General features: G+C 57.2%; 24 protein-coding genes and 1 tRNA gene. 19 read left to right on the top strand and 6 right to left on the bottom strand.

The genetic code is table 11. The features are described 5' to 3' along the window. Positions 1-19 precede the first annotated feature (19 nt). The gene (locus V7747_RS00805) at positions 20-1,279 is read right to left on the bottom strand and encodes an OprD family porin (RefSeq protein ID WP_335614161.1); all 1,260 of its coding nucleotides are present in this window, start codon (positions 1,277-1,279) and stop codon (positions 20-22) included. 276 nt (positions 1,280-1,555) lie between these two features. On the opposite strand from V7747_RS00805, the gene V7747_RS00800 reads away from it, so the two are divergent. Continuing rightward, positions 1,556-1,987: an HIT domain-containing protein gene (locus V7747_RS00800; protein ID WP_335614160.1), complete on the top strand. Its 432-nt coding sequence runs from the start codon at positions 1,556-1,558 to the stop codon at positions 1,985-1,987. Then, positions 1,984-2,214: a SlyX family protein gene (locus V7747_RS00795; protein WP_335614159.1), complete on the top strand. Its 231-nt coding sequence runs from the start codon at positions 1,984-1,986 to the stop codon at positions 2,212-2,214. Before V7747_RS00800 ends, V7747_RS00795 begins: the two co-directional genes overlap by 4 nt. A gap of 66 nt (positions 2,215-2,280) precedes the next feature. Here the strand turns inward: V7747_RS00795 and V7747_RS00790 are convergent, their stop codons facing one another. Both V7747_RS00790 and V7747_RS00785 read right to left on the bottom strand, forming a co-directional pair. After that, positions 2,281-2,916, bottom strand: coding sequence for a cold-shock protein (locus V7747_RS00790; RefSeq protein WP_335614158.1), 636 nt, complete (start codon positions 2,914-2,916; stop codon positions 2,281-2,283). Between the two features lie 159 nt (positions 2,917-3,075). After that, complete coding sequence (locus tag V7747_RS00785; RefSeq protein WP_335614157.1) at positions 3,076-3,546, bottom strand: Dps family protein; 471 nt, start codon at positions 3,544-3,546, stop codon at positions 3,076-3,078. Positions 3,547-3,914: 368 nt separating this feature from the next. On the opposite strand from V7747_RS00785, the gene aspS reads away from it, so the two are divergent. The 15 genes from aspS to nadA all read left to right on the top strand — a co-directional run bounded on the left by aspS (position 3,915) and on the right by nadA (position 16,589). Continuing rightward, positions 3,915-5,690, top strand: a complete 1,776-nt coding sequence (aspS, locus tag V7747_RS00780) for an aspartate--tRNA ligase (protein ID WP_335614156.1) — start codon at positions 3,915-3,917, stop codon at positions 5,688-5,690. Positions 5,691-5,756: 66 nt separating this feature from the next. After that, positions 5,757-6,503: a YebC/PmpR family DNA-binding transcriptional regulator gene (locus tag V7747_RS00775; protein ID WP_335614155.1), complete on the top strand. Its 747-nt coding sequence runs from the start codon at positions 5,757-5,759 to the stop codon at positions 6,501-6,503. Between the two features lie 113 nt (positions 6,504-6,616). Then, positions 6,617-7,144 carry a crossover junction endodeoxyribonuclease RuvC gene (gene ruvC, locus V7747_RS00770; RefSeq protein WP_335614154.1) on the top strand — a complete coding sequence of 176 codons (528 nt, stop codon included), beginning with the start codon at positions 6,617-6,619 and terminating at the stop codon, positions 7,142-7,144. Positions 7,145-7,178: 34 nt separating this feature from the next. After that, positions 7,179-7,781 carry a Holliday junction branch migration protein RuvA gene (gene ruvA / locus V7747_RS00765; RefSeq protein WP_335614153.1) on the top strand — a complete coding sequence of 201 codons (603 nt, stop codon included), beginning with the start codon at positions 7,179-7,181 and terminating at the stop codon, positions 7,779-7,781. A gap of 33 nt (positions 7,782-7,814) precedes the next feature. Next, the gene (gene ruvB / locus V7747_RS00760; protein ID WP_335614152.1) at positions 7,815-8,876 is read left to right on the top strand and encodes a Holliday junction branch migration DNA helicase RuvB; all 1,062 of its coding nucleotides are present in this window, start codon (positions 7,815-7,817) and stop codon (positions 8,874-8,876) included. A 61-nt stretch (positions 8,877-8,937) separates the two neighbouring features. Beyond that, positions 8,938-9,387 carry a tol-pal system-associated acyl-CoA thioesterase gene (gene ybgC / locus V7747_RS00755; protein ID WP_335614151.1) on the top strand — a complete coding sequence of 150 codons (450 nt, stop codon included), beginning with the start codon at positions 8,938-8,940 and terminating at the stop codon, positions 9,385-9,387. A 36-nt stretch (positions 9,388-9,423) separates the two neighbouring features. Further along, positions 9,424-10,095: a protein TolQ gene (tolQ, locus tag V7747_RS00750; RefSeq protein ID WP_335614469.1), complete on the top strand. Its 672-nt coding sequence runs from the start codon at positions 9,424-9,426 to the stop codon at positions 10,093-10,095. 24 nt (positions 10,096-10,119) lie between these two features. Next, the gene (gene tolR / locus V7747_RS00745; protein ID WP_442909166.1) at positions 10,120-10,560 is read left to right on the top strand and encodes a protein TolR; all 441 of its coding nucleotides are present in this window, start codon (positions 10,120-10,122) and stop codon (positions 10,558-10,560) included. After that, a complete protein-coding gene (gene tolA / locus V7747_RS00740) occupies positions 10,557-11,630 on the top strand; it encodes a cell envelope integrity protein TolA (protein ID WP_335614149.1) in 1,074 nt (357 codons plus the stop codon). The genes tolR and tolA overlap by 4 nt, the downstream gene beginning before the upstream one ends. Next, on the top strand, positions 11,630-12,934 hold the full coding sequence (tolB, locus tag V7747_RS00735; protein ID WP_335614148.1) for a Tol-Pal system beta propeller repeat protein TolB: 1,305 nt from the start codon (positions 11,630-11,632) through the stop codon (positions 12,932-12,934). The genes tolA and tolB overlap by 1 nt, the downstream gene beginning before the upstream one ends. Before the next feature lie 43 nt (positions 12,935-12,977). Then, positions 12,978-13,484 carry a peptidoglycan-associated lipoprotein Pal gene (gene pal, locus V7747_RS00730; protein ID WP_335614147.1) on the top strand — a complete coding sequence of 169 codons (507 nt, stop codon included), beginning with the start codon at positions 12,978-12,980 and terminating at the stop codon, positions 13,482-13,484. Between the two features lie 13 nt (positions 13,485-13,497). After that, positions 13,498-14,292 carry a tol-pal system protein YbgF gene (gene ybgF / locus V7747_RS00725; RefSeq protein ID WP_335614146.1) on the top strand — a complete coding sequence of 265 codons (795 nt, stop codon included), beginning with the start codon at positions 13,498-13,500 and terminating at the stop codon, positions 14,290-14,292. Positions 14,293-14,350: 58 nt separating this feature from the next. Continuing rightward, positions 14,351-15,037, top strand: a complete 687-nt coding sequence (gene queC, locus V7747_RS00720; protein ID WP_335614145.1) for a 7-cyano-7-deazaguanine synthase QueC — start codon at positions 14,351-14,353, stop codon at positions 15,035-15,037. Positions 15,038-15,105: 68 nt separating this feature from the next. After that, a tRNA-Lys gene (locus V7747_RS00715) sits at positions 15,106-15,181 on the top strand. A gap of 349 nt (positions 15,182-15,530) precedes the next feature. Next, on the top strand, positions 15,531-16,589 hold the full coding sequence (gene nadA, locus V7747_RS00710) for a quinolinate synthase NadA (protein ID WP_335614144.1): 1,059 nt from the start codon (positions 15,531-15,533) through the stop codon (positions 16,587-16,589). A gap of 45 nt (positions 16,590-16,634) precedes the next feature. Here the strand turns inward: nadA and V7747_RS00705 are convergent, their stop codons facing one another. Continuing rightward, positions 16,635-18,101: a M48 family metalloprotease gene (locus V7747_RS00705; protein WP_335614143.1), complete on the bottom strand. Its 1,467-nt coding sequence runs from the start codon at positions 18,099-18,101 to the stop codon at positions 16,635-16,637. An 85-nt stretch (positions 18,102-18,186) separates the two neighbouring features. Between V7747_RS00705 and V7747_RS00700 the strand changes: the two genes are divergently transcribed. Both V7747_RS00700 and V7747_RS00695 read left to right on the top strand, forming a co-directional pair. Then, positions 18,187-18,438 carry a sulfurtransferase TusA family protein gene (locus V7747_RS00700; RefSeq protein ID WP_092288165.1) on the top strand — a complete coding sequence of 84 codons (252 nt, stop codon included), beginning with the start codon at positions 18,187-18,189 and terminating at the stop codon, positions 18,436-18,438. Between the two features lie 5 nt (positions 18,439-18,443). After that, complete coding sequence (locus tag V7747_RS00695) at positions 18,444-19,547, top strand: AI-2E family transporter (protein ID WP_335614142.1); 1,104 nt, start codon at positions 18,444-18,446, stop codon at positions 19,545-19,547. Positions 19,548-19,566: 19 nt separating this feature from the next. Here the strand turns inward: V7747_RS00695 and V7747_RS00690 are convergent, their stop codons facing one another. Next, entirely contained in the window at positions 19,567-20,034 is a 468-nt protein-coding gene (locus tag V7747_RS00690; RefSeq protein ID WP_335614141.1) for a peroxiredoxin, read from the bottom strand. Positions 20,035-20,050: 16 nt separating this feature from the next. After that, positions 20,051-20,608 carry a glycine cleavage system protein R gene (locus tag V7747_RS00685; protein WP_335614140.1) on the bottom strand — a complete coding sequence of 186 codons (558 nt, stop codon included), beginning with the start codon at positions 20,606-20,608 and terminating at the stop codon, positions 20,051-20,053. Between the last annotated feature and the right edge of the window lie 20 nt (positions 20,609-20,628).

The raw sequence follows: 20,628 nt of genomic DNA, 5'->3' as shown, positions 1-20,628 counted from the left end.
CGTAGTACTACTGGGCTGCTTAGAGCAGGTTCCAGGTGTAACCAACGATCAGACGGTTTTCGTCAACATCGCCGCCGTCAATCGCCGCATCCTGACGGATGGTGGCGTTACGCCAGCGAATGTTCAGGCCTTCCAGAGAGCCGTTCTGTACGGTGTACTTCAGCTCGCTGTCACGTTCCCAACGAGAATCACGCTGAGTGCCGGTGGCAGTAGTGTCGATGTCGGTACCAGCAATGTAACGAGTCATGAAGCTCAGGCCGGGGATGCCCAGGCCTTCGAAGTCATAGTCGTAACGAGCCTGGTAAGACTTCTCGTCCTTGGCGTTGAAATCCAGATACTGGATGGAGTTTGCCAGGAAGATGTCGCCATCGGTGTAGTAGTAGCCAGCGTCACCGCTCATCTGCTGGTAAGCAACGCCGAAGGCGTGGTGGCCAGCACCAAGCGTGAAGGCCAAAGAGGCCGCCTGGTTGTCGACTTCTTCACCGTCGCTGCCGTTCTCGTCGCTGGTGTCGTAATAGGCGAAGTTGGTGTTCAGGCTCAGAGCGTCGCCCAGCGGCAGGGTCCAATCAGCACCCAGGAAGTAGCGATCGTAGAAATCTTCAGCTTCTGCGCCGTACAAAGTGGCACTGAGGTTGTCGGTGAAGGTGTAAGTACCGCCCACGTAGGTCAGGTCTTCGCCTTCACGGATAGCGCCGTCTGTTTCGCTGGAGCTGGCCATTTCGCCGCGGTCGGTCAGGCGACCGGCTTCAACGAACAGAGCGTCAATCGAATTGTTGGTGATGCTGTAGCCTTCATAGTGGCTTGGCAGCAGTCGCGCATCGTCGTAGGCCGCAACCGGGTTTTCCGGGAAGTGCACGCCGTAACGCAGAACGGTGTCATCCAGGATGGCCATTTTTACAGCGCCACGGATTTCAGAGTATTCGCCAGGTGCGCTCAGATCATCTTCCTGAGGCAGCAGGCCAGTGCCGGAGCGACCACGGCCGCTGTCGAGCTTGATGCCCATGGAGGCAACCACGTCTGCGCCGAAGCCGATGGGACCTTGGGTGTAGCCGGACTCAAAGTTCATCAGGAAGCTGGTGGCCGACTCTTCGCGCTTGCCAATGCCGTTGCCGTCAACGCCATCGCGGAAATCACGGTTGAAATAGACGGTACGGTTGTACAGGGTGGCAGAGGCACCTTCTACAAAGCCTTCGCCTTCTGCCATTGCACTGCTCGCCAGCATGCCGTTACCAGCTGCTACCGCAAGTGCAAGGGAACTCCATTTAACTGCGTTTTTCATTGGTGTGCTCCTTGATATAAAAAAACATGAGGCTCTTGGCAGGCCCGACGTTCTTGTTTTCGCGTTACATTAAAGCATCAAAGTATAGTGTACGAAAGCAAGCGCTTGAAAAACAGTACCTTGTCGCGCTGAATTTATAAAGCACTAAGGACTTTTTATCGACGATTTTCGTTCGTTTTTGTGAACAGGCTGTAATTAAAGTCAGTTTAATGCTTGTTTTTGCGCGTCTGTTGAGACGCATTCATTTTTAGTTTGTCTGCTTTTTGGAGTAGCCCGATGTTTGAAGTGCATCCACAGCTGGATAAAGATTGCATCACGGTAGGCGATTTCCCTTTATGTAAATTACTTCTAAGTAATGATTCTCATTACCCCTGGTTTATCCTGGTGCCCCGCAGGGCGGGTGTCACGGAGGTATTTCAGCTGGAGGAGGGTGATCAGCTTCAGTTGCAGCGTGAGTCCATCCATTTGTCACGTGTCTTATATGATGTCTTTGGCGCAGACAAGTTGAATGTGGCTGCCTTGGGCAATATGGTCAGTCAGTTGCACGTGCACCATATTGTGCGCTATCGCAATGATGCTGCCTGGCCCGCACCTGTATGGGGCAAGTTTCCTGCGACGCCTTATGGCAGTTCGGAAGTGCAGGCGGTACTCGAGCCATTGCGCGATGCGCTTGCGTTGGAGTTTAGGTTTGCGGAGCTGGCGCTATGACAGGACAAGAAGTTGATGCGCTATTGGCGCGAGTGGATGAGCTGGAAACGCGGTTGGCATTCCAGGACGATACCATCCAAAGTTTGAATGACGCTTTGGGGCAGCAGCAAATTGCCTTGGACCGGGTGGAGCGTTCATTGCAGCTGATCGCAAAGCGGCAATCGGACATTGCATCATTGATGCCGGGTGACTCGATTGATGAAAATCAGCCGCCACCCCATTATTAATTGGTAGTTGTTTGCCACAGGGTGGGGAATCCGTACGCCGACAGTCAGTAGGCGTACGGGAAAGCTTTAGCCAATAATCTCAACCTGTTCTGCCTGCAACCCTTTTTCACGCTCGGCGACGACGTAGCTGACGCGCTGGCCTTCCTGCAGGAAGCGCTGACCGTCACCCTGGATAGCGCGAAAGTGCACAAAGATGTCAGAGCCGGAGTCGCGAGAAATAAAGCCGAAACCCTTGTTGGTGTTGAACCACTTCACGGTGCCGGATTCGCGCTTTTCACCCTTTTTGCGAGTGGGTTTGGCTGGTTCCCTTGCTGATTCCGTGGCAGGCGTACGATTAGCCAACAGGGTTTTCAGTTCGCAGCCCAGCACCAGCAGGGTGTGCAAGCAAACCCCCACAATGGCCAAGCTTAGCGCCCATATGGCGAACGGCGCGAGGCGACTGTCTATCAGTAATGCGCTGAACGGCCCGCAGGCGGCAATGATCAGTAGGGCGGACGCCAGCAAGGCAATGGCGCCAGGGAGACCTGTGCAGGCTTGCTCGCGCTGGTTGAATTGCTGCAGATTGATCAGGCCTGTGAGCAGAGCAAGTAGGCCCAGGTGGTTGATCGGGCTGTTTTCAGTCAGGAAGGGAATAATGCTGTAGAGGCCAGCGAGCAAAGCCGCCAGACCGATGGTCAAATGCAGGTAACGAAGGATTTTCAAAATGTTCACCCTGAATACTTAGATGGTAATGTTGCGAGAAACGTCAATGGGGCGGCGAGTTAGTTGTTTTAGCCGCGCCGCACTCTAACCTGAATTTCGCTTTGCTACCAAGGTATATCAGGGGAGGCTGGCGGTGCCCGAACCGCCAGCGGATGTTGCTCAGCTTTCCAGCAGGCTCCGCAGCATCCACGCGGTCTTTTCATGGGTTTGCATGCGCTGGGTCAGCAGGTCTGCCGTGGGTTCGTCGTGGCTTTCGTCGCAAACAGGGAAAATCGAGCGAGCCGTACGCACGCAGGCTTCGTGGCCTTCCACCAGCAGTTTGATCATCTCTTTGGCTTCGGGGACGCCTGCTTCTTCCTTTATCGAGCTCAACTCTACAAATTGCTTGTAAGTGCCGGGCGCCGGAAAGCCCAGGGTGCGGATGCGCTCAGCAATATCATCAACCGCTAGGGCCAGCTCATTGTAATGGGTTTCAAACATGAGGTGCAGTGTCTGAAACATCGGGCCCTTTACGTTCCAATGGAAGTTGTGGGTTTTTAGGTAAAGCGTATAGGTGTCGGCCAGTAGGTGGGACAGGCCATCTGCAATTTTTGCGCGATCCGTTTCGGTGATGCCGATATCGATTTTCATTATGGCTCCTTGGTGGTCTTGACACCTTTGTTTGGACTGTCTGCTGCCTGGTTAAATTTCAAGCGCTACAGTGCGGGTTTAAAGGCGCGTACTGGTCAGAGCGATAATTCGCGCGGCAGTTCCAGTAGGCGCCGCTGTTTTGCCCTTCCTTGGCCGGAGCAATGGTGTTGAATTTCTGGCACTGGCCTATCGAGAATCGGCGCGGACTCTGCTTGCACGCTATTGCTGGCGAGCTGTCTCGCTTATGACTCCCATCGAGAGGGCGTTTTCGGGTATATTATGCCGTTTTTATCCAGGCACCTGTCTCGGCGGCCCAGTCAGTGCCGTCGGATATGCCCATTATTGCCGATCACAGGAAGCACCACACCATGATGCGTACCCATTATTGCGGCCAGCTGAACGAAACGCTGGCGGACCAGGAAATTACTCTTTGCGGCTGGGTTCATCGTCGTCGCGACCACGGTGGGGTGATTTTCCTGGATATACGCGATCGTGAAGGCCTGGCTCAGGTAGTGTTTGACCCTGACCGTGAAGAAACCTTTGCGCTGGCTGATGGTGTGCGCAGCGAATACGTAGTGCGTATCCGCGGCAAGGTGCGCGCGCGCCCTGCGGGTGCGGTGAATCCGAACATGGCCTCCGGTGCGATTGAAGTGTTGGGCTATGAACTGGAAGTGCTCAACCAGGCAGAAACGCCCCCCTTCCCCCTGAATGAATACTCCGACGTTGGCGAGGAAATCCGTCTGCGTTACCGTTTTATCGATCTTCGCCGTCCGGAGATGGCCGCCAAGCTGAAGCTGCGCTCGCAGATCACCAGCAGCATTCGTCGCTACCTGGATGAAAATGGCTTCCTGGATGTGGAAACACCGATTCTGACTCGCGCTACTCCTGAAGGTGCGCGCGACTATCTGGTGCCTAGCCGTACCCATCCTGGCCACTTCTTCGCCCTGCCGCAGTCGCCTCAACTATTCAAGCAGCTGCTGATGGTCTCTGGGTTTGATCGTTATTATCAGATTGCTAAGTGCTTCCGCGACGAAGATCTGCGTGCTGATCGTCAGCCGGAGTTTACCCAGATCGATATTGAAACCAGCTTCCTTGACGAAGCCGATATCATGGGGCTGACCGAAGGTATGATTCGTCAGCTGTTCAAACAGGTGTTGGACGTAGAGCTGGGTGAGTTCCCGCACATGACCTTTGCAGAAGCCATGCGTCGCTATGGCTCCGACAAGCCGGATCTGCGTAACCCGCTTGAGCTGGTTGACGTTGCTGATCAACTGGCGGGTGTGGAATTCAAGGTATTCAGCGGTCCGGCCAATGATCCAAAGGGGCGTGTTGCAGCGCTACGCGTGCCTGGCGGAGCCAGCATGCCGCGCAAGCAAATTGATGACTACACCAAGTTCGTCGGCATTTACGGCGCCAAGGGTCTGGCCTACATCAAGGTCAATGAGCGTGCCAAGGGGCTGGAAGGCTTGCAGTCGCCGATCGTCAAGTTCATCCCGGAAGACAACCTTGAGGTGATCCTGGATCGGGTGGGTGCCGTTGATGGCGATATCGTCTTCTTCGGGGCTGACAAGGCCAAGGTCGTTTCAGAGGCGTTGGGTGCCTTGCGCATCAAACTGGGCGGTGATCTGGAATTGCTGACGTGCGAATGGGCTCCGCTCTGGGTCGTTGATTTCCCCATGTTTGAAGAGAACGACGACGGTTCGCTGTCTGCGCTGCATCATCCGTTCACTGCGCCCAAGTGCTCCCCGGAAGAGCTGCAGGCCGAACCGGCTACTGCCCTGTCTCGTGCCTACGACATGGTGCTTAACGGCACCGAGCTGGGTGGTGGCTCCATTCGTATTCACCGTAAGGAAATGCAGCAGGCGGTATTCAATATTCTGGGTATCAGCCCAGAAGAGCAGCAGGAGAAATTCGGCTTCTTGCTCGATGCGCTGAAGTTCGGCGCGCCACCGCACGGCGGCCTGGCCTTCGGTCTGGATCGTCTGGTGATGCTGGTTACGGGCGCGCAGTCTATTCGTGAAGTAATTGCCTTCCCGAAAACTCAAAGTGCCGCCTGCGTTATGACTCAGGCACCGGGGCTGGTCGACAACAAGGCATTGCGCGAGCTGAATATTCGCCTGCGTGAACAGACCAAGGTCGAGTAACAGGCAAGACCTGCCCTGCCTTTGGCGGGGCGGGGCAATGTATTCCGGAAACGGGAGTCGAGGTTTATGGCCGGTCATTCCAAGTGGGCCAATATCAAGCACCGCAAGGCCGCGCAGGATGCCAAACGCGGCAAGATTTTCACCAAGCTGATTCGTGAACTGACGGTGGCGGCGAAGGTGGGCGGCGGCAATCCAGCGGATAATCCGCGGCTACGCACCGCGGTGGACAAGGCGCTAGCCGCCAACATGACGCGCGATACCGTTGACCGTGCCATCGCCCGGGGTGCTGGCAGTAACGATGCCGACAACATGGAAGAGCTGACCTACGAAGGTTACGGTGCCGGTGGTGTCGCCATTCTGGTCGAGGCGATGACTGATAACCGAAACCGTACCGTCAGCGAGGTACGCCATGCCTTCAACAAATGCGGCGGCAATCTGGGTACCGATGGTTCGGTGGCCTATCTGTTTACGCGCCGTGGCCAGCTCACTTTCGCTCCTGGGGTTGATGAGGATGCCCTGATGGAGGCGGCGTTGGAAGCTGGAGCAGAAGATGTGGTCGACAACGAGGATGGTTCGTTTGACGTTTTTACCCGGTTTGAAGACTTTGCTGCGGTACGCGAAAGCCTTGAGGCGGCAGGTTTTGGAATTGAGTCGGCTGACGTGGCCATGATTCCTGATACGGTTGCGGAGCTGGATCTTGATAGTGCAGAAAAGATCGTGCGACTGGTGGATATGCTGGAAGATCTGGACGACGTGCAGAACGTCTATTCCAATGCGCAAATCAGTGACGAAATCATGGAGCAGCTGGGGTAAACCTGGCGTAGACTCTGACCCGAGGGGAGGCTGGTGCCTCCCTTTTTTATAGCAAACGTTTGGCTCAATGACGGGCCGGGCAAGCGTCAGCGGATCACAGAGGCAGTGGCGCAATGGCAGTGATTCTCGGGATTGATCCCGGTTCGCGTATTACCGGCTTCGGTATTGTGAAGTTGCAGGCTGGGCGCTGCGAGTACGTCACCTCCGGCTGCATTCGGCTGGGTGATGGACCCTTTCCAGAGCGCCTGCAGAAAATATTCCAATACCTGACCGAGTTGATTGGGCAGTACCAGCCCAGCGTGGTCAGCATTGAGCAGGTGTTTCTGGCGCGTAATCCGGATTCTGCTCTGAAACTGGGCCAGGCGCGTGGCGCGGCCATTGTTGCTGCAGTGAATGCCGGGTTAGCGGTCAACGAGTACAGCGCCCGCCAGGTGAAACAATCCGTCGTTGGCACCGGTGCTGCCGACAAAAAGCAGGTGCAGCATATGGTGACGCAACTGTTGGGGCTGGGCGGCACTCCCCAGGCTGATGCCGCCGATGCGCTGGCGATTGCGCTCTGCCACGCACACCTTAGCGGCGTGCAGCAGCAGTTGGGTAATTCGGCTCTGGCGCTGCGTTCCGGTCGGCTCCGTAGGCGCTGACGTGCAAGCGGGAAAACAAGGGAGACATAGCTGAGTGATAGGTCGATTGACTGGAGTGCTGCTGGAGAAACAGCCGCCCCATATCGTGCTGGATGTGCAGGGTGTGGGCTACGAGCTGGATGCGCCCATGAGCACTTTTTATCTGCTGCCCGCGCTCGGGGAGCGCGTGACACTGCACACCCACATGGTGGTGCGAGAAGATGCCCAGCTGCTCTACGCCTTTGCCGACAAGCGCGGGCGCGAGCTGTTTCGTGAGTTGATTCGTCTCAACGGCGTTGGCCCGAAGCTGGCCCTGGCCTTGATGTCCGGTATGGACGTAGACGAGCTGGTGATGGCGGTACAGCACCAGGATGTCAGCGCCTTAGTGCGTGTGCCCGGCGTTGGCAAGAAAACCGCTGAACGTCTGCTGATCGAATTACGTGATCGTTTCAAGGCTTGGGAGGCCTCGCCCGGCAGTCTGCCGCTGGTCACAGGGGCGCCGACCACCGCCGCGGCCAAACCCAGTGTCGATGCCGTCAGTGCGTTGATTTCCCTTGGCTACAAGCCGCAGGAGGCCAGTAAGGCCGTATCTGCAGTTGATGAGGCTGGGCTCTCCAGCGAAGAGTTGATTCGACGCGCACTCAAGGGCATGGTGTAAGCAGCCCGCACGCCCTACCACGATGGACACCGCATGCTTGAAGAAGATCGTTTGATTGCCGCTACCCCGCGGCAACAGGAAGAGGTTATTGATCGGGCAATTCGTCCGCTCAAACTGGCCGAGTACATTGGCCAGCCGGCCGTGCGCGAGCAGATGGAGCTGTTCATCAAAGCCGCCAAGGGGCGCGGCGAAGCGCTGGACCACGTGCTTATTTTTGGCCCGCCGGGCCTGGGTAAAACCACGCTCGCCAATATTATCGCCCAGGAAATGGGCGCGCAGATCAAAAGCACCTCCGGACCCGTACTTGAGCGGGCCGGTGATCTGGCTGCGTTGCTGACCAACCTGGAAGCCGGCGATGTGCTCTTTGTCGATGAAATTCATCGGCTCTCGCCGGTGGTAGAGGAAATTCTCTATCCGGCGATGGAGGACTACCAGCTCGATATCATGATTGGCGAAGGTCCCGCCGCGCGTTCAATCAAGCTGGACTTGCCGCCGTTTACTCTGGTGGGTGCCACTACCCGCGCCGGCATGTTGACCAATCCACTGCGTGATCGTTTCGGTATTGTGCAGCGCCTGGAGTTTTATGGCGTTGATGATCTGGCCACTATCGTCGGGCGCTCGGCCAGTATTCTCGGCCTGGAAATGGACCCGGCAGGCGCCCGTGAAATTGCGCGCCGCTCACGCGGTACACCGCGTATCGCCAACCGCCTGTTGCGCCGGGTGCGGGACTTTGCCGAGGTTCGCAGCCAGGGCGCGATTACCCGTGAGGTTGCTGACAAGGCGTTGAACCTGCTGGACGTCGACGAGCAAGGCTTTGACCATATGGATCGGCGCCTACTGCTGACAATGATCGACAAATTCGACGGCGGCCCGGTGGGTATCGACAACCTGGCTGCCGCCATCAGCGAGGAAAGACACACTATCGAGGATGTGCTGGAACCCTATCTGATCCAGCAAGGGTTTATCATGCGCACGCCACGCGGGCGAGTGGTAACCAGGCATGCGTACCTGCATTTCGGCCTGAATCTGCCGAGCCGCATGGCGCCCTTGTCGGCTGACCTGTTCGGCGATCCGGCGGCACCGGATTCGCCCTGAAAAAATATTTTACAAATAGCGAGTTTGCCCACTATGCAAAACGTCAACTTGGCTCTACATTATGCGCGTTGAACGTCCAGGGCCGCCATTCGTGCTGAGAGCCCGCGTCTACTTTGAAGATACCGATGCCGGCGGCATCGTCTACTACGTTAATTATCTTAAGTTTATGGAGCGTGCGCGGACAGAGCTGGTCCGCACTCTTGGGTTTGATCAAAGTGCTCTGCAAAGAGAGAACGTCATCTTTGTTGTGCACTCTGTGACGGCACGCTACCACGCGCCTGCTCGACTCGATGATGAACTTGTCGTCTCTGCGGCTGTCTTGGAAACCAAGCGTGCGAGTATTCGCTTTCGCCAGCATGTGTCGCGGGCGGATGGCGACTTGCTGTGTGAAGGAGAGGTTCTGGTGGCGTGCGTCAGTGCTGACCGTTACCGGCCCCGGGCGATACCTGAGAGCATGCGCATGGCCTTTGAAAACTGGGCGCAAGCCGATAACGACGTAGGGAACCCATGAGTAAGCGAGGAGTGGTAAAGCGTGCAAGCTGATCAAATGTCGATGTGGCACCTTATTTCAGGCGCCAGCGTGCTGGTGCAACTGGTCATGTTGACGCTGTTGACCGCATCCATTGTGTCGTGGGTTATGATTTTCCAACGCAGCAGTTTCATGCGGTCCGCAAAGAACTCGCTGGATGATTTTGAAGATCGCTTCTGGTCCGGGGTTGACCTGTCACAATTGTACCGTCAGGTAACTGGCTCGCCGGACGAAGATTCCGGTCTGGAGCAGATTTTTCGCGCGGGCTTCAAGGAGTTCTCGCGCATGCGTCAGCAGTCCGGAGTTGATCCCGATGCGATCATGGATGCCGTGCAGCGCTCCATGCGCGTTGCGATCTCCCGCGAAGAAGAGAAGCTGGAGCAGCATTTGCCATTTTTGGCGACCGTCGGTTCGACCAGCCCTTACGTGGGGCTGTTCGGTACCGTATGGGGCATCATGAATTCCTTCCGTGGCCTGGCCACGGTGCAGCAGGCGACGCTGGCAACGGTCGCGCCCGGCATTGCCGAAGCGCTTATTGCTACCGCTATTGGTCTGTTTGCGGCTATCCCGGCCGTTGTTGCCTACAACCGCTTTGCAGCACGCTCGGAAATGCTCATCGGCCGCTACTACACCTTTGCTGAAGAGTTTTCCAGCATCCTGCATCGCCGCGTTCACTCGCGCGATGAGTAAGGCGGAGTAACTATGTCGATGCACATGCAGGGCCGTCGCCAGAAGCGCAAACCGGTCGCCGAGATGAACGTCGTACCCTATATCGACGTGATGCTGGTGTTGCTGGTGATTTTCATGGTGACCGCTCCCATGCTGAATCAGGGCGTCAAGGTGGATTTGCCGCAGGTGTCCAGCGAGGTGCTGCCTTCGGACAGCAACCAGCAGGTGCTGACGCTATCGGTGTTGGCCGATGGCAGTTATTACTGGAACCTGGGCGAGGCTGTGGATACCGAGAATCAGACCGACAGTGCGGTGTCACTTGAAGCGATGACCGACGGCGTGACCAAGATCATGCGCGCCAAGCCGGACACCTTGGTGTACATCCGCGGTGATAAGGCAGCGAACTACGGTGTGATTATGACCGCGATGGGCGCGCTCCAGCAGGCCGGTGTGCCTAACGTTGGCCTGATCACAGAGGCGCCGTGAATACGCCAGAGAACCGCCGGCGGGTAGACACGTCCGGGCGTTATTCAGCGCCGTTGCTGAAAGCCCTGGCAGTGCACCTGGCGATCGCTATTTTGCTGTTTGCGTCCTTTGCCACGGCACCGAGTTTTGAGCCGGCCCGGCCGATTGTGCAGGCCACCTTGGTGCAGCTGGACTCCATGAGCCCGGCAACCACCCAGACCGATCAAAAAATCGCCGGTGAGGCTCAGCGCACTGCTGCGCAGCGCCATGAAGCAGAAGAGCTGGAGCGCAAGAAGCAACAGCAGGAGCAGCAAAAACAGGCGCAGCAGAAGCAGCAAGAAGCCCAGCGCGCAGCCGCCGAACAGGCGCAAAAGACACAAGAGCAGGAGCAGAAGGCCGCCGAGACAGCTGCTGCTGCGGCAGCCAAGGCGAAGAGCGAGGCTGAAGCAAAAGCCAAAGCGGAAGCTGAGGCGCAGCGTAAAGCGGCGGAAGTCGCGGCTGCCAAAAAACGCGAGGAGGCTGAGCGCGCTGCCGAAGCCGAGGCTGCGAAGAAGCGTGCTGAAGCAGAAGCCGCTCGCAAAAAGGCGGAAGAAGAAGCCAAGCGCAAGGCGCAGGCCGAGGCAGACGCCAAGCGCAAGGCTGCGGAAGCCGCAGAGGCGAAGAAGCGTGCTGAAGCTGACGCGGCGCGCAAAGCACAGGAAGACGCCAAGGCCAAAGCGCTGGCAGATCTGCTTGCTGACGACACGCAGTACCAGCAGGCTCAGGCCGACCGGCCAGGCGAACAGGTGGCGGCGAGCTATGACGATGTTATTCGTCGCTATGTAAGCGAGCAGTGGCGTAGACCACCGACTGCGCGGAACGGCATGGTGGTTGAGGTTCAGTTGAGCATGTTGCCTACGGGGCAAATTACCGACGTGGTGGTCACTCGTTCAAGCGGCGACCCCGGGTTTGATCAATCCGCGGTGCAGGCCGTTCGAAATGTGGGCCGAATCCCGGAAATGCAAACGCTATCGCGCGATAATCCCGCAGCATTTGACCGTATGTACAGACAACGGCTGTTGCGCTTCAAACCAGAGGATCTGGCATTCTGATGAAACGATTCACGCAAGCTTTGATTGCAGTGATTGCACTGTGTACAGCGCAACTGACGTTGGCACAGGACGCAATTGAGATTACCAAGGGTACAGACAAGGCTACCCCTATCGCCGTTGTTCCATTTGGCTGGCAGGGTAGTGCGCCATTGTCGGAAGACTTGGCGCAAATCAGCGCTAACGACTTGCGTAACACCGGTATGTTCGCGCCGATGGAGCGCAACAACATGCTGAGTTATCCGGTTCGCGGAGAAGAAATCAACGCGCGCGACTGGAAAATGATTGGCGTGGATTACGTTGTGGTGGGGCAGGTTAGCAATCAGCCTGGAACCGATCGCTACGAGCTGAATTACAGTCTCTACAGCATCCTGCGTGAACAGGTCTTGCTGGCCAAGACGGTGAGCGGCACCAAAGCGCAATTGCGTGACATGGCGCATCATCTGAGTGACGAGGTGTTTGAAGAGATTACCGGTATCAAGGGTGCGTTCAACACCAAGCTGCTGTATGTCGCAGCCGAACGTTTTTCTGCCGATAATACGCGTTATACCTTGCAGCGTTCGGACTATGATGGCGCGCGCGCCTCTACCTTGCTGCAGTCACGCGAGCCGATTCTGAGCCCGTCTTACGCCCCGGACGGTCAGCGTATTGCCTATGTGTCTTTTGAGTCGCGTCGCCCGGAAATTTATGTGCACTACATTCAGACTGGTCGCCGCGAGCGCATTACCAATTTTGAAGGCTTGAACGGAGCGCCGGCCTGGTCGCCGGATGGCAACCGCTTGGCCTTTGTATTGTCGCGAGACGGGAATCCCGAGATTTACGTGATGGACCTGGGCAGCAAGCAGCTGCGTCGCATCACCAACCATTTTTCGATCGACACCGAGCCGAGCTGGATGGATAACAACACCATCGCCTTCACCTCGGATCGGGGCGGCAAGCCGCAGATTTACAAACAGAACATTAATGGTGGCTCTACCGAGCGCCTGACTTTTGTTGGCAACTACAACGCCAACGCCAAACTTTCCGTCGATGGTCGCACCATGGTGATGGTGCATCGTCAGGAAGGTTACCGTAATTTTCAGATTGCTACTCAAGACCTCAAACGGGGCAATCTGAGGGTTTTAACAGAAACGTCTTTGGATGAGTCGCCTACTGTCTCACCGAACGGCACTATGTTAATTTATGCTACCCGTCAACAGGGACGGGGCGTACTCATGCTGGTATCGACAAATGGTCGTGCACGCTCGGAGATTCCGACGCAGTTCACAGACTTGCGCGTACCATCATGGTCCCCATACCTGCCATAGGGCGCACCAACACTAAACCATATGGGGTTAATAGGAGTTCATGATGGAAGTTATCAAGTTCGGTAAAATGGCTGCTCTGGTTGTCGCGTTCGGCGTTGTTGTAGGTTGCTCCTCAAAAGGCGGCGACGCTTCCGGTACTGGCGCAGTTGATCCTAACGCTGGTTACGGTGCAGGCACCTCCGGCGCAGGTATGGACAACGGCATGAGCAGCGAAGAAGCCGCTCTGCGCGCTGTTACCACTTTCTACTTTGAATACGACAGCTCCGAGCTGAAGCCAGAAGCCATGCGCTCTCTGGACGTTCACGCCAAGGATCTGAAGTCTGCTGGCAACCGCGTTGTTCTGGAAGGTCACACTGACGAGCGTGGCACCCGTGAATACAACATGGCTCTGGGCGAGCGTCGTGCTGCTGCTGTTCAGCGCTACCTGGTACTGCAAGGCGTTTCTCCTGCGCAACTGGAACTGGTTTCCTACGGCGAAGAGAAGCCTGCTGTTATGGGTTCTAGCGAAGAAAGCATGGCTCAGAACCGTCGCGTAGAGCTGCGCAAGTAATAGAAGAGGTCTTATGAAAGGTTTCAGAGGAGTTGCATTTGCCTGCCTATTGGCGCCCCTGGGTGCGATGGCGCAGGTCCCGGTGTCGGAAGGTAGCTCGGGCAATAATACCAGCACCAACTATCCGGGCTCCTCTGTAGCCCCTCAGACCACGGCTGGCCTTTCCAGTGAAGGCCAGTTGTACCAACAGCTGTATCAGTTGCAGCAGGAAGTAACCATGCTGCGCGGCCTGCTGGAAGAGCAAGGCTACAAGCTGAAGCAGATGGAGCGTGACCAGTTGGATCGCTACGAGGATATTGATCGTAGGTTGTCCAACAATAATTCCCCTGCATCTTCAGCCGGTATGGCTGAGGGTGGTGCCGCGTCAAGCGCGGCGGCAACAGCGCCTTCCGAGAGCGCAAGCCAGGCCCAGGGTACGGCTCCCGCCGACCCGGAGCGCGAGAAGCTGCTTTACGACGCGTCCTTTGATCTGGTTAAGGCGCGTGAATTCGACAAGGCCGCCCAAGCCTTTACCGCCTTTCTGCGCCGTTATCCCGATAGTCAGTACGCTGGGAATGCCCAGTACTGGTTGGGGGAAGTGTATCTGGTGCAGTCCGATCTGGAATCCGCGGGCAAGTCGTTTGCTCAGGTAATCAGCCGTTATCCCAACCACCGCAAGGAATCTGATGCGATGTACAAGTTGGGTGAGGTTGAGCGTCGCCTGGGGCACGACGATAAAGCGCGTGACTTGTTTCAACAGGTTGTCAGCAAGTATCCGGATTCCTCTGCGGCGCAACTGGCTGGTCGTGAGCTTAATAACCTGAACTAGGCTCTCGCGCAGCGGCGTCCGCCGCTGCCGCTGCTGTACCTTCCTGGGAGATAAGCGCATGAGTGAATCGGCGTCTCGCGGCAAAGCCGTGGTGCTGCTGTCTGGTGGCCTGGATTCCGCGACCGTATTGGCGTTGGCACAGGCGCAAGATTACCAGTGTTACAGCATGAGCTTCGATTATGGCCAGCGGCATCGCGCCGAGCTCGACGCGGCCAAGGCACTGGCACGTGCTGCCGGTGTGGTGGAGCACAAGGTTATCGGACTCGATCTAGACGGCATGGGTGGTTCTGCGTTGACCGATAGCAGCCTGGCTGTTCCCGAGCAACCGCAAGCCGGCATCCCGGTGACCTATGTCCCGGCACGCAACACGGTGTTTCTTTCCCTGGCGTTAGGTTGGGCGGAGGTACTGGGTGCGCAGGATATTTTCATTGGGGTAAATGCAGTCGATTACTCTGGCTATCCCGATTGCCGACCAGAATTTGTGCATGCTTTCGAGCAACTCGCGAACCTCGCCACGCGAGCGGGTGTAGAAGAGCAGCCGTTTCGCATTCAGGCGCCATTGCAACACCTGAGCAAAGCAGAAATTGTACAGGCGGGCAGCCGCTTGGGTGTGGACTACGCACTCACAGTCTCCTGCTATCAGGCTGATCAGCTCGGGCAGGCCTGCGGACGTTGCGATAGCTGCCGTTTGCGCGCAGAAGGTTTTGCGGCAGCCAATATGCCTGACCCGACGCGCTACCGTTAAAGTCGGCTGGAAGCTCAAAAAAAACTTGAATTTCAACGCTAAATCATTAATATAGCGCGCGTCCAAACGGGTCGTTAGCTCAGTTGGTAGAGCAGTTGGCTTTTAACCAATTGGTCGTAGGTTCGAATCCTACACGACCCACCATTTTGGACTTCTCCGCGTTTCTGTAGTGCCTCTTCTTGCTTTATCCCGATACAGTTCAATCCGCCTTGACTGCTTGCATGCCAGCTCGATCTTCGCCTTGCGAAATGATCGGAATGCCGTGGCGCTCTTGGCCGACGCAGCCTCGGTATGTAAGGCACACTTCCGGGCGGTCGGCATCAGCATTTCGTTTAAGTGCTCATGAGTATGCGCTGATCCTGTAGATTCGGCGGCGCTGAAGCTGTGTACCACCCATGCCGCCTTTCTATGCTGCTGGCGTGCGCGCAGGCGTCGAGTAGGGAGAGGCGTGTTACAATCGCCGCCTACTATTGTTCTCCGGACGGAAGAGAATATGTCGCAGATTTCCGAACGCCTGCTGGTGCAGGCACACCTTGATGCCAAGGCACCTGCGCCCTTGAGTGACGCCGAGAAGGCAGATTACAAGGCGCGCATCGCGGCTTCGCTGAAAGCTCACAACGCTGTGCTGGTAGCGCACTACTACACTGATCCGTTGTTGCAGGAGTTGGCGGAAGAGACAGGCGGCTGCGTGTCTGACTCGCTGGAGATGGCGCGTTTCGGTCGTGACCACCCAGCCAGCACCCTGCTGGTAGCGGGTGTGCGTTTTATGGGCGAGACCGCCAAGATCCTGAGTCCCGAGAAGCGGGTGCTGATGCCCACGCTGGAGGCGACCTGCTCTCTGGATATCGGTTGCCCGATCGACGAGTTTTCCGCTTATTGCGATCAACATCCGGATCGGACTGTCGTGGTCTATGCCAACACCTCTGCAGCGGTCAAAGCGCGGGCGGATTGGGTGGTAACGTCAAGCTGTGCGCTACCCATTGTCGAGCACCTGATGGACAAGGGCGAAAAAATCCTCTGGGCGCCCGATCAGCATCTGGGTAACTACATTCAGCGTGAGACCGGTGCCGATATGCTGCTATGGGAAGGCTCCTGCATCGTGCATGAGGAATTCAAGGCCAAAGCGCTGGAGGATCTGCGCAAGGTCTATCCCGACGCGGCGGTACTGGTGCATCCCGAGTCACCCCAGGCGGTAGTCGAGCTGGCGGACGTAGTGGGCTCTACCAGTCAGTTGATCAAGGCGACGCAGGAGCTGCCGAATCCGACGTTCATCGTGGCCACAGATCGCGGCATTTTCTACAAGATGCAGCAGGCAGCACCGGATCGCCTGTTGATCGATGCGCCGACAGCCGGTAACGGCGCCACTTGCCGAAGTTGTGCGCATTGCCCATGGATGGCGATGAACACGCTGCCGCGTGTACTGCAGAGTCTGGAGCACGGCACTGATGAGATTATCGTTGATCCGCAGTTGATCCCGCGCGCGGTCAAGCCATTGGATCGCATGCTCGATTTCACGCGCTTGGCTAGCATGGCCGTTAAAGGTAATGCCTGACTGGTGGCCGCTGACCTATCTCCGTCAGCGGCCACCACGTTGTGATTACAGTTCCTCTAGCTGTTTTCGCCGCCGGGCCAGTTCTTCTTGACGATCTCGAATACGAGAGCTTACAACGAAGTTGCCGTCAGCTCGCTTGAGCGCAAGCGCGAGTTGTTCCTCGGCTTGCTGTGTGTCGCCGGTTTGCATGAAATACTCCGCGCGCGCCAGATGTACTCCCAGAATGTTTCCCGCCAGACCACGAATCTCTGCTGCCAGATACCACACATCTGGGTCGTCCGTGCGTTGTGCTGCGAGCCGGTTGATGGCTTTTTCCGCTGCGATGTAGTCCTGTTTCTTCAGGAGTAGGTCTGCCTCTGTGAACTGCAGCGGAAAGTTGCCGGGGTAACCTTGCATCAGTTCACGAGTGCGCGCGAGGGCTGCAGCCAGATCACCGCGGTTGGTGTCTATCTCGATCTGCGCCATGGCCACTGTCAGATTGTGCGGCTCTTTCTGCAGTAGCGGAGCGAGCGTTTCGGCGGCAGCATCGTGCTGGCCACCGCGCGTCAACGCCAGGGCCAGGCCGTAGCGCGCGGCGTCGTGTTTGCCATCGTGCTCATCCAGCAGTACGCGAAAGCGTTTGGCTGATAGGCCGGGGCTGCTTTCGTAGTAAATCTGCACGCGCGCGCGCATCATCTGGTACTCCACCGTGTCGCCTTCACCACCTGCCGGCAGCTGCGCCGCACGGTTTCGCGTATCGGCCATCCGCGACTGGCTGACCGGGTGCGTCAGCAGAAATTCGGGCGGGGTGGAGTCAAAGCGGCTGAGCTGGGCCAGGCGCTCGAACATATTGGGCATGGCCAGTGGGTCATAGCCGGCAGCCACCAAGTTGGTCAGGCCTATGCGGTCAGCTTCCTGCTCGTTCTGCCTGGAGAAGCGGCGCTGCTCCTGAATCGCGGCCGCCTGCGTTGACGCCAGGGCGGCAAAGCCGGCGTCACCGCCACCGGCGGCGGCCAGAACGATGCTGGCCAGCATGGCGGTCATGAACGGCACCTGCATTTTTTGCTGCTGTTCCAGGCCGCGAGCAAAGTGGCGTTGCGACAAGTGCGCCAATTCGTGGGCCATGACCGAGGCGAACTCGGCCTCGGTCTGCGCATGCAGGAACAGGCCGCCGTTTACGCCAACCACGCCGCCGGGTGCGGCAAAGGCGTTGAGCTCGGGGCTGTCGATCATCACGAACGCGAGCCGGCGGTCGGTTAGCTGGCTGGTTTCGGCCAATGCGTAGACGCGGTTTTCGACGAAGTTCTTGAGCTGCGGGTCTTCCAGAGTCCGAACGGCCCCGCGCAGCATGGTTAGCCAAGTACGGCCCATTTGATACTCTTGCTCGCGCGACATCATTGAAGAGCTGGTGTCGCCCAGCGTGGGCAGGTTGTAGCCGTCGCCGGCCTCGCTGGGCAAGGCAGGCAGTATCAGCGCAGCGCCCAGCACCAGGCAGCACAGCCAACGTGGCGTGGGTATTCTTTTCATTGTCATATTTTGCTTCATACCCATGAGTTCAGGTTGTCCGTCGGCGTGCCGACAAGGCTATACTGTCGCCCATTCGTTCTGGAGTGTATGCATGGTCCCGGAGTCACATAACCTACCTGTCGATTGTCAGCTGGATGCGCGAGGTCTGAGTTGTCCCTTACCTCTGCTGAAAGCCAAGCAGGCCCTCAACAGCATACTATCAGGACAGACTCTTTATGTGGTGGCCACTGACGCAGGCTCGCAGCGCGATTTCCAGCGCTTTGCGGAGCTGTCCGGGCACCAGCTGCTGGCTTCACGCGAGTTGGACGGCGAATTCCATTATTGGTTGCGCAAAGCAGATTAATCATCATGTTAAAAGTGTTTCAAGGTTGGGTTCAGCGCTACTTTTCAGATGAAGAGGCGGTGGTGCTGGCAGTAGTACTGGCACTGGGGTTTGCCATCATCATTACCTTTGGCGGCAAGCTGGCACCTTTGTTGACTGGGGTTGTGCTCGCGTATCTGCTGCAGGGGCTGGTAACACGGTTGCAGCGTTGGCACCTGCCGCACTGGATGGCGGTCTGGCTGGTCTTCCTGGTATTTCTTGGGGCCCTGGCGGCATTGCTAGGGGTGGTGTTGCCGCTGGTCTGGCGGCAGATGCTCAACCTCTTCAATGAAGCGCCGCGAATGATTGGCGAATGGCAGGCGCAGCTTATGCATTTGCCGGAGCTATATCCCTCCATCGTCTCGGAAACGCAGATCGAACGCTTGATCGCGTCAGTCAACGGCGAGGTAGGTGAGTTTGGTCAGTGGATACTGTCGCAGTCGCTATCGAGCCTGCCTTTTATAGTCACCATGCTGGTTTATCTGGTGCTGGTGCCGATTCTGGTGTTCTTCTTCCTCAAAGACAGTCTGCAATTGACCGAATGGCTGGTGCGCCACCTGCCGCGTGAACGGCGGTTGATGAACCTGGTGTGGTTGGAAATGAACGAGCAGATCGGCAATTACATTCGTGGCAAGGCGACGGAAATTCTCATTGTTGGCGCTGTCACTTACATCTGTTTTGCGATTCTCGGGGTGAATTACGCCGCGCTGCTGGCGGTACTGGTTGGGCTCTCTGTGCTGGTTCCCTACATAGGCGCTACAGTCGCAACCATTCCGGTGGCGCTCATCGGGTTGTTTCAATGGGGTCTGAGCAACGAGTTCATGGTGCTGATGGTGGTTTACGGCGTGATTCAGATGCTCGATGGAAACGTACTTGTGCCTATTCTGTTCTCTGAAGCGGTGAATCTACACCCGGTTGCCATTATTGCCGCCGTACTGATTTTCGGCGGCTTGTGGGGATTCTGGGGTGTCTTCTTTGCGATCCCGCTGGCGACCTTGTTCAAGGCTGTACTCTATGCCTGGCCGCGTGGTCTGGAGGCGGCGAGCGATAGCGCCGCGCACTCAGATACCGTCGTGGTCGTCGATCCCTGAGGTGCGGCGGGCGAGCTGCTCAGCTTAGCGCCTGAGTAGCCGCCAATACTTCGGATACGTGTCCCGGTACTTTCACTTTGCGCCACTCCTGGCGTAGGACGCCCTGAGCATCAATCAAGAAGGTGCTGCGCTCGATTCCCTCGTATTCTTTGCCGTAGAGTTTTTTCAGCTTGATGACGTCGAACAGTTTGCAGAACTCTTCGTCTGGGTCGCTGATCAGCTCGAAGGGGAATTCATGCTTGGCCTTGAAGTTGGCGTGTGTGCGCAGGCTGTCACGTGATACACCAAAAACTACCGCCCCGGCAGCTTGAAAGGCGGGGTACTGATCGCGGAAGTCCTGGCCTTCTGTGGTACAGCCGGGGGTGTTGTCCTTGGGGTAGAAATAGATCACTACCTTTTTTCCGACCAGATCGGCAGGGCTGATGGTCTGCTCGCCGGTCGCCTTGACCGAAAACGGGGGTAGTGGCTGGTTCAGTTCGACTTGCATGCTTACCTCGTCAGATTCAATGCAGTGGACGCCAAGGTTCGATTACTGCGTCGAGATTGAGTTCATCGCAGAAATCGAGAAACTGCTCGCGCAGCCAACTGAGCTGAGTGCGTGCCGGGATGGCGATAGTCAGCGTCAGGTTCAGCATTGGCGTACCGGTATGTTGCGCAAGGTAGGTGAAACTTTGCAGGTCTTCGATGTCAATACTGAGCTGCTGGAAAAAGGTGCACAGCTCACCTACCAGTTCGGGACGCTGTGCGGCGGTTACAAAGACGTTGTAGGGCAGGGCTTGTGGGCGCTCCTCCAGGCTCTGGCTGCGGCTCATGGACAGCACAAAGTGTTCACGCTTGGCCAGGGGTGGTAACAGGGTTTCCAGTCGTGCCAGGGCATCCCAGTTGCCGCTGACCTGCAGCAGCAATACCGCGCAGGTCCCGTGCCGGCTCATGCGGCTGCTGATGATGACGCAACGCTGTTCCGTGCACAGACGCGTTAGCAGGCTGGCAAGCGCCGTGGTTTCCTGTCCCATGACGTTGATGACCAGGTACTGGTCGCGCTGAGTGGGAGTGCTGGACATGGTGATCCTCAAAAAGGGGC

Source organism: Halopseudomonas sp. (assembly GCF_036960865.1).
Classification (GTDB): domain Bacteria; phylum Pseudomonadota; class Gammaproteobacteria; order Pseudomonadales; family Pseudomonadaceae; genus Halopseudomonas.
This window is presented reverse-complemented; position numbering and strand designations above follow the sequence as displayed.

What these genes read in the sequence shown, in the direction of transcription:
- V7747_RS00805 (WP_335614161.1), bottom strand. Translation starts at nt 1,279, where the DNA reads ATGAAAAACGCAGTTAAATGGAGTTCCCTTGCACTTGCGGTAGCAGCT.
- V7747_RS00800 (WP_335614160.1), top strand. Translation starts at nt 1,556, where the DNA reads ATGTTTGAAGTGCATCCACAGCTGGATAAAGATTGCATCACGGTAGGC.
- V7747_RS00795 (WP_335614159.1), top strand. Translation starts at nt 1,984, where the DNA reads ATGACAGGACAAGAAGTTGATGCGCTATTGGCGCGAGTGGATGAGCTG.
- V7747_RS00785 (WP_335614157.1), bottom strand. Translation starts at nt 3,546, where the DNA reads ATGAAAATCGATATCGGCATCACCGAAACGGATCGCGCAAAAATTGCA.
- aspS (WP_335614156.1), top strand. Translation starts at nt 3,915, where the DNA reads ATGATGCGTACCCATTATTGCGGCCAGCTGAACGAAACGCTGGCGGAC.
- V7747_RS00775 (WP_335614155.1), top strand. Translation starts at nt 5,757, where the DNA reads ATGGCCGGTCATTCCAAGTGGGCCAATATCAAGCACCGCAAGGCCGCG.
- ruvC (WP_335614154.1), top strand. Translation starts at nt 6,617, where the DNA reads ATGGCAGTGATTCTCGGGATTGATCCCGGTTCGCGTATTACCGGCTTC.
- ruvB (WP_335614152.1), top strand. Translation starts at nt 7,815, where the DNA reads ATGCTTGAAGAAGATCGTTTGATTGCCGCTACCCCGCGGCAACAGGAA.
- ybgC (WP_335614151.1), top strand. Translation starts at nt 8,938, where the DNA reads ATGCGCGTTGAACGTCCAGGGCCGCCATTCGTGCTGAGAGCCCGCGTC.
- tolQ (WP_335614469.1), top strand. Translation starts at nt 9,424, where the DNA reads ATGTCGATGTGGCACCTTATTTCAGGCGCCAGCGTGCTGGTGCAACTG.
- tolR (WP_442909166.1), top strand. Translation starts at nt 10,120, where the DNA reads ATGCAGGGCCGTCGCCAGAAGCGCAAACCGGTCGCCGAGATGAACGTC.
- tolB (WP_335614148.1), top strand. Translation starts at nt 11,630, where the DNA reads ATGAAACGATTCACGCAAGCTTTGATTGCAGTGATTGCACTGTGTACA.
- pal (WP_335614147.1), top strand. Translation starts at nt 12,978, where the DNA reads ATGGAAGTTATCAAGTTCGGTAAAATGGCTGCTCTGGTTGTCGCGTTC.
- ybgF (WP_335614146.1), top strand. Translation starts at nt 13,498, where the DNA reads ATGAAAGGTTTCAGAGGAGTTGCATTTGCCTGCCTATTGGCGCCCCTG.
- queC (WP_335614145.1), top strand. Translation starts at nt 14,351, where the DNA reads ATGAGTGAATCGGCGTCTCGCGGCAAAGCCGTGGTGCTGCTGTCTGGT.
- nadA (WP_335614144.1), top strand. Translation starts at nt 15,531, where the DNA reads ATGTCGCAGATTTCCGAACGCCTGCTGGTGCAGGCACACCTTGATGCC.
- V7747_RS00705 (WP_335614143.1), bottom strand. Translation starts at nt 18,101, where the DNA reads ATGACAATGAAAAGAATACCCACGCCACGTTGGCTGTGCTGCCTGGTG.
- V7747_RS00700 (WP_092288165.1), top strand. Translation starts at nt 18,187, where the DNA reads ATGGTCCCGGAGTCACATAACCTACCTGTCGATTGTCAGCTGGATGCG.
- V7747_RS00695 (WP_335614142.1), top strand. Translation starts at nt 18,444, where the DNA reads ATGTTAAAAGTGTTTCAAGGTTGGGTTCAGCGCTACTTTTCAGATGAA.
- V7747_RS00690 (WP_335614141.1), bottom strand. Translation starts at nt 20,034, where the DNA reads ATGCAAGTCGAACTGAACCAGCCACTACCCCCGTTTTCGGTCAAGGCG.
- V7747_RS00685 (WP_335614140.1), bottom strand. Translation starts at nt 20,608, where the DNA reads ATGTCCAGCACTCCCACTCAGCGCGACCAGTACCTGGTCATCAACGTC.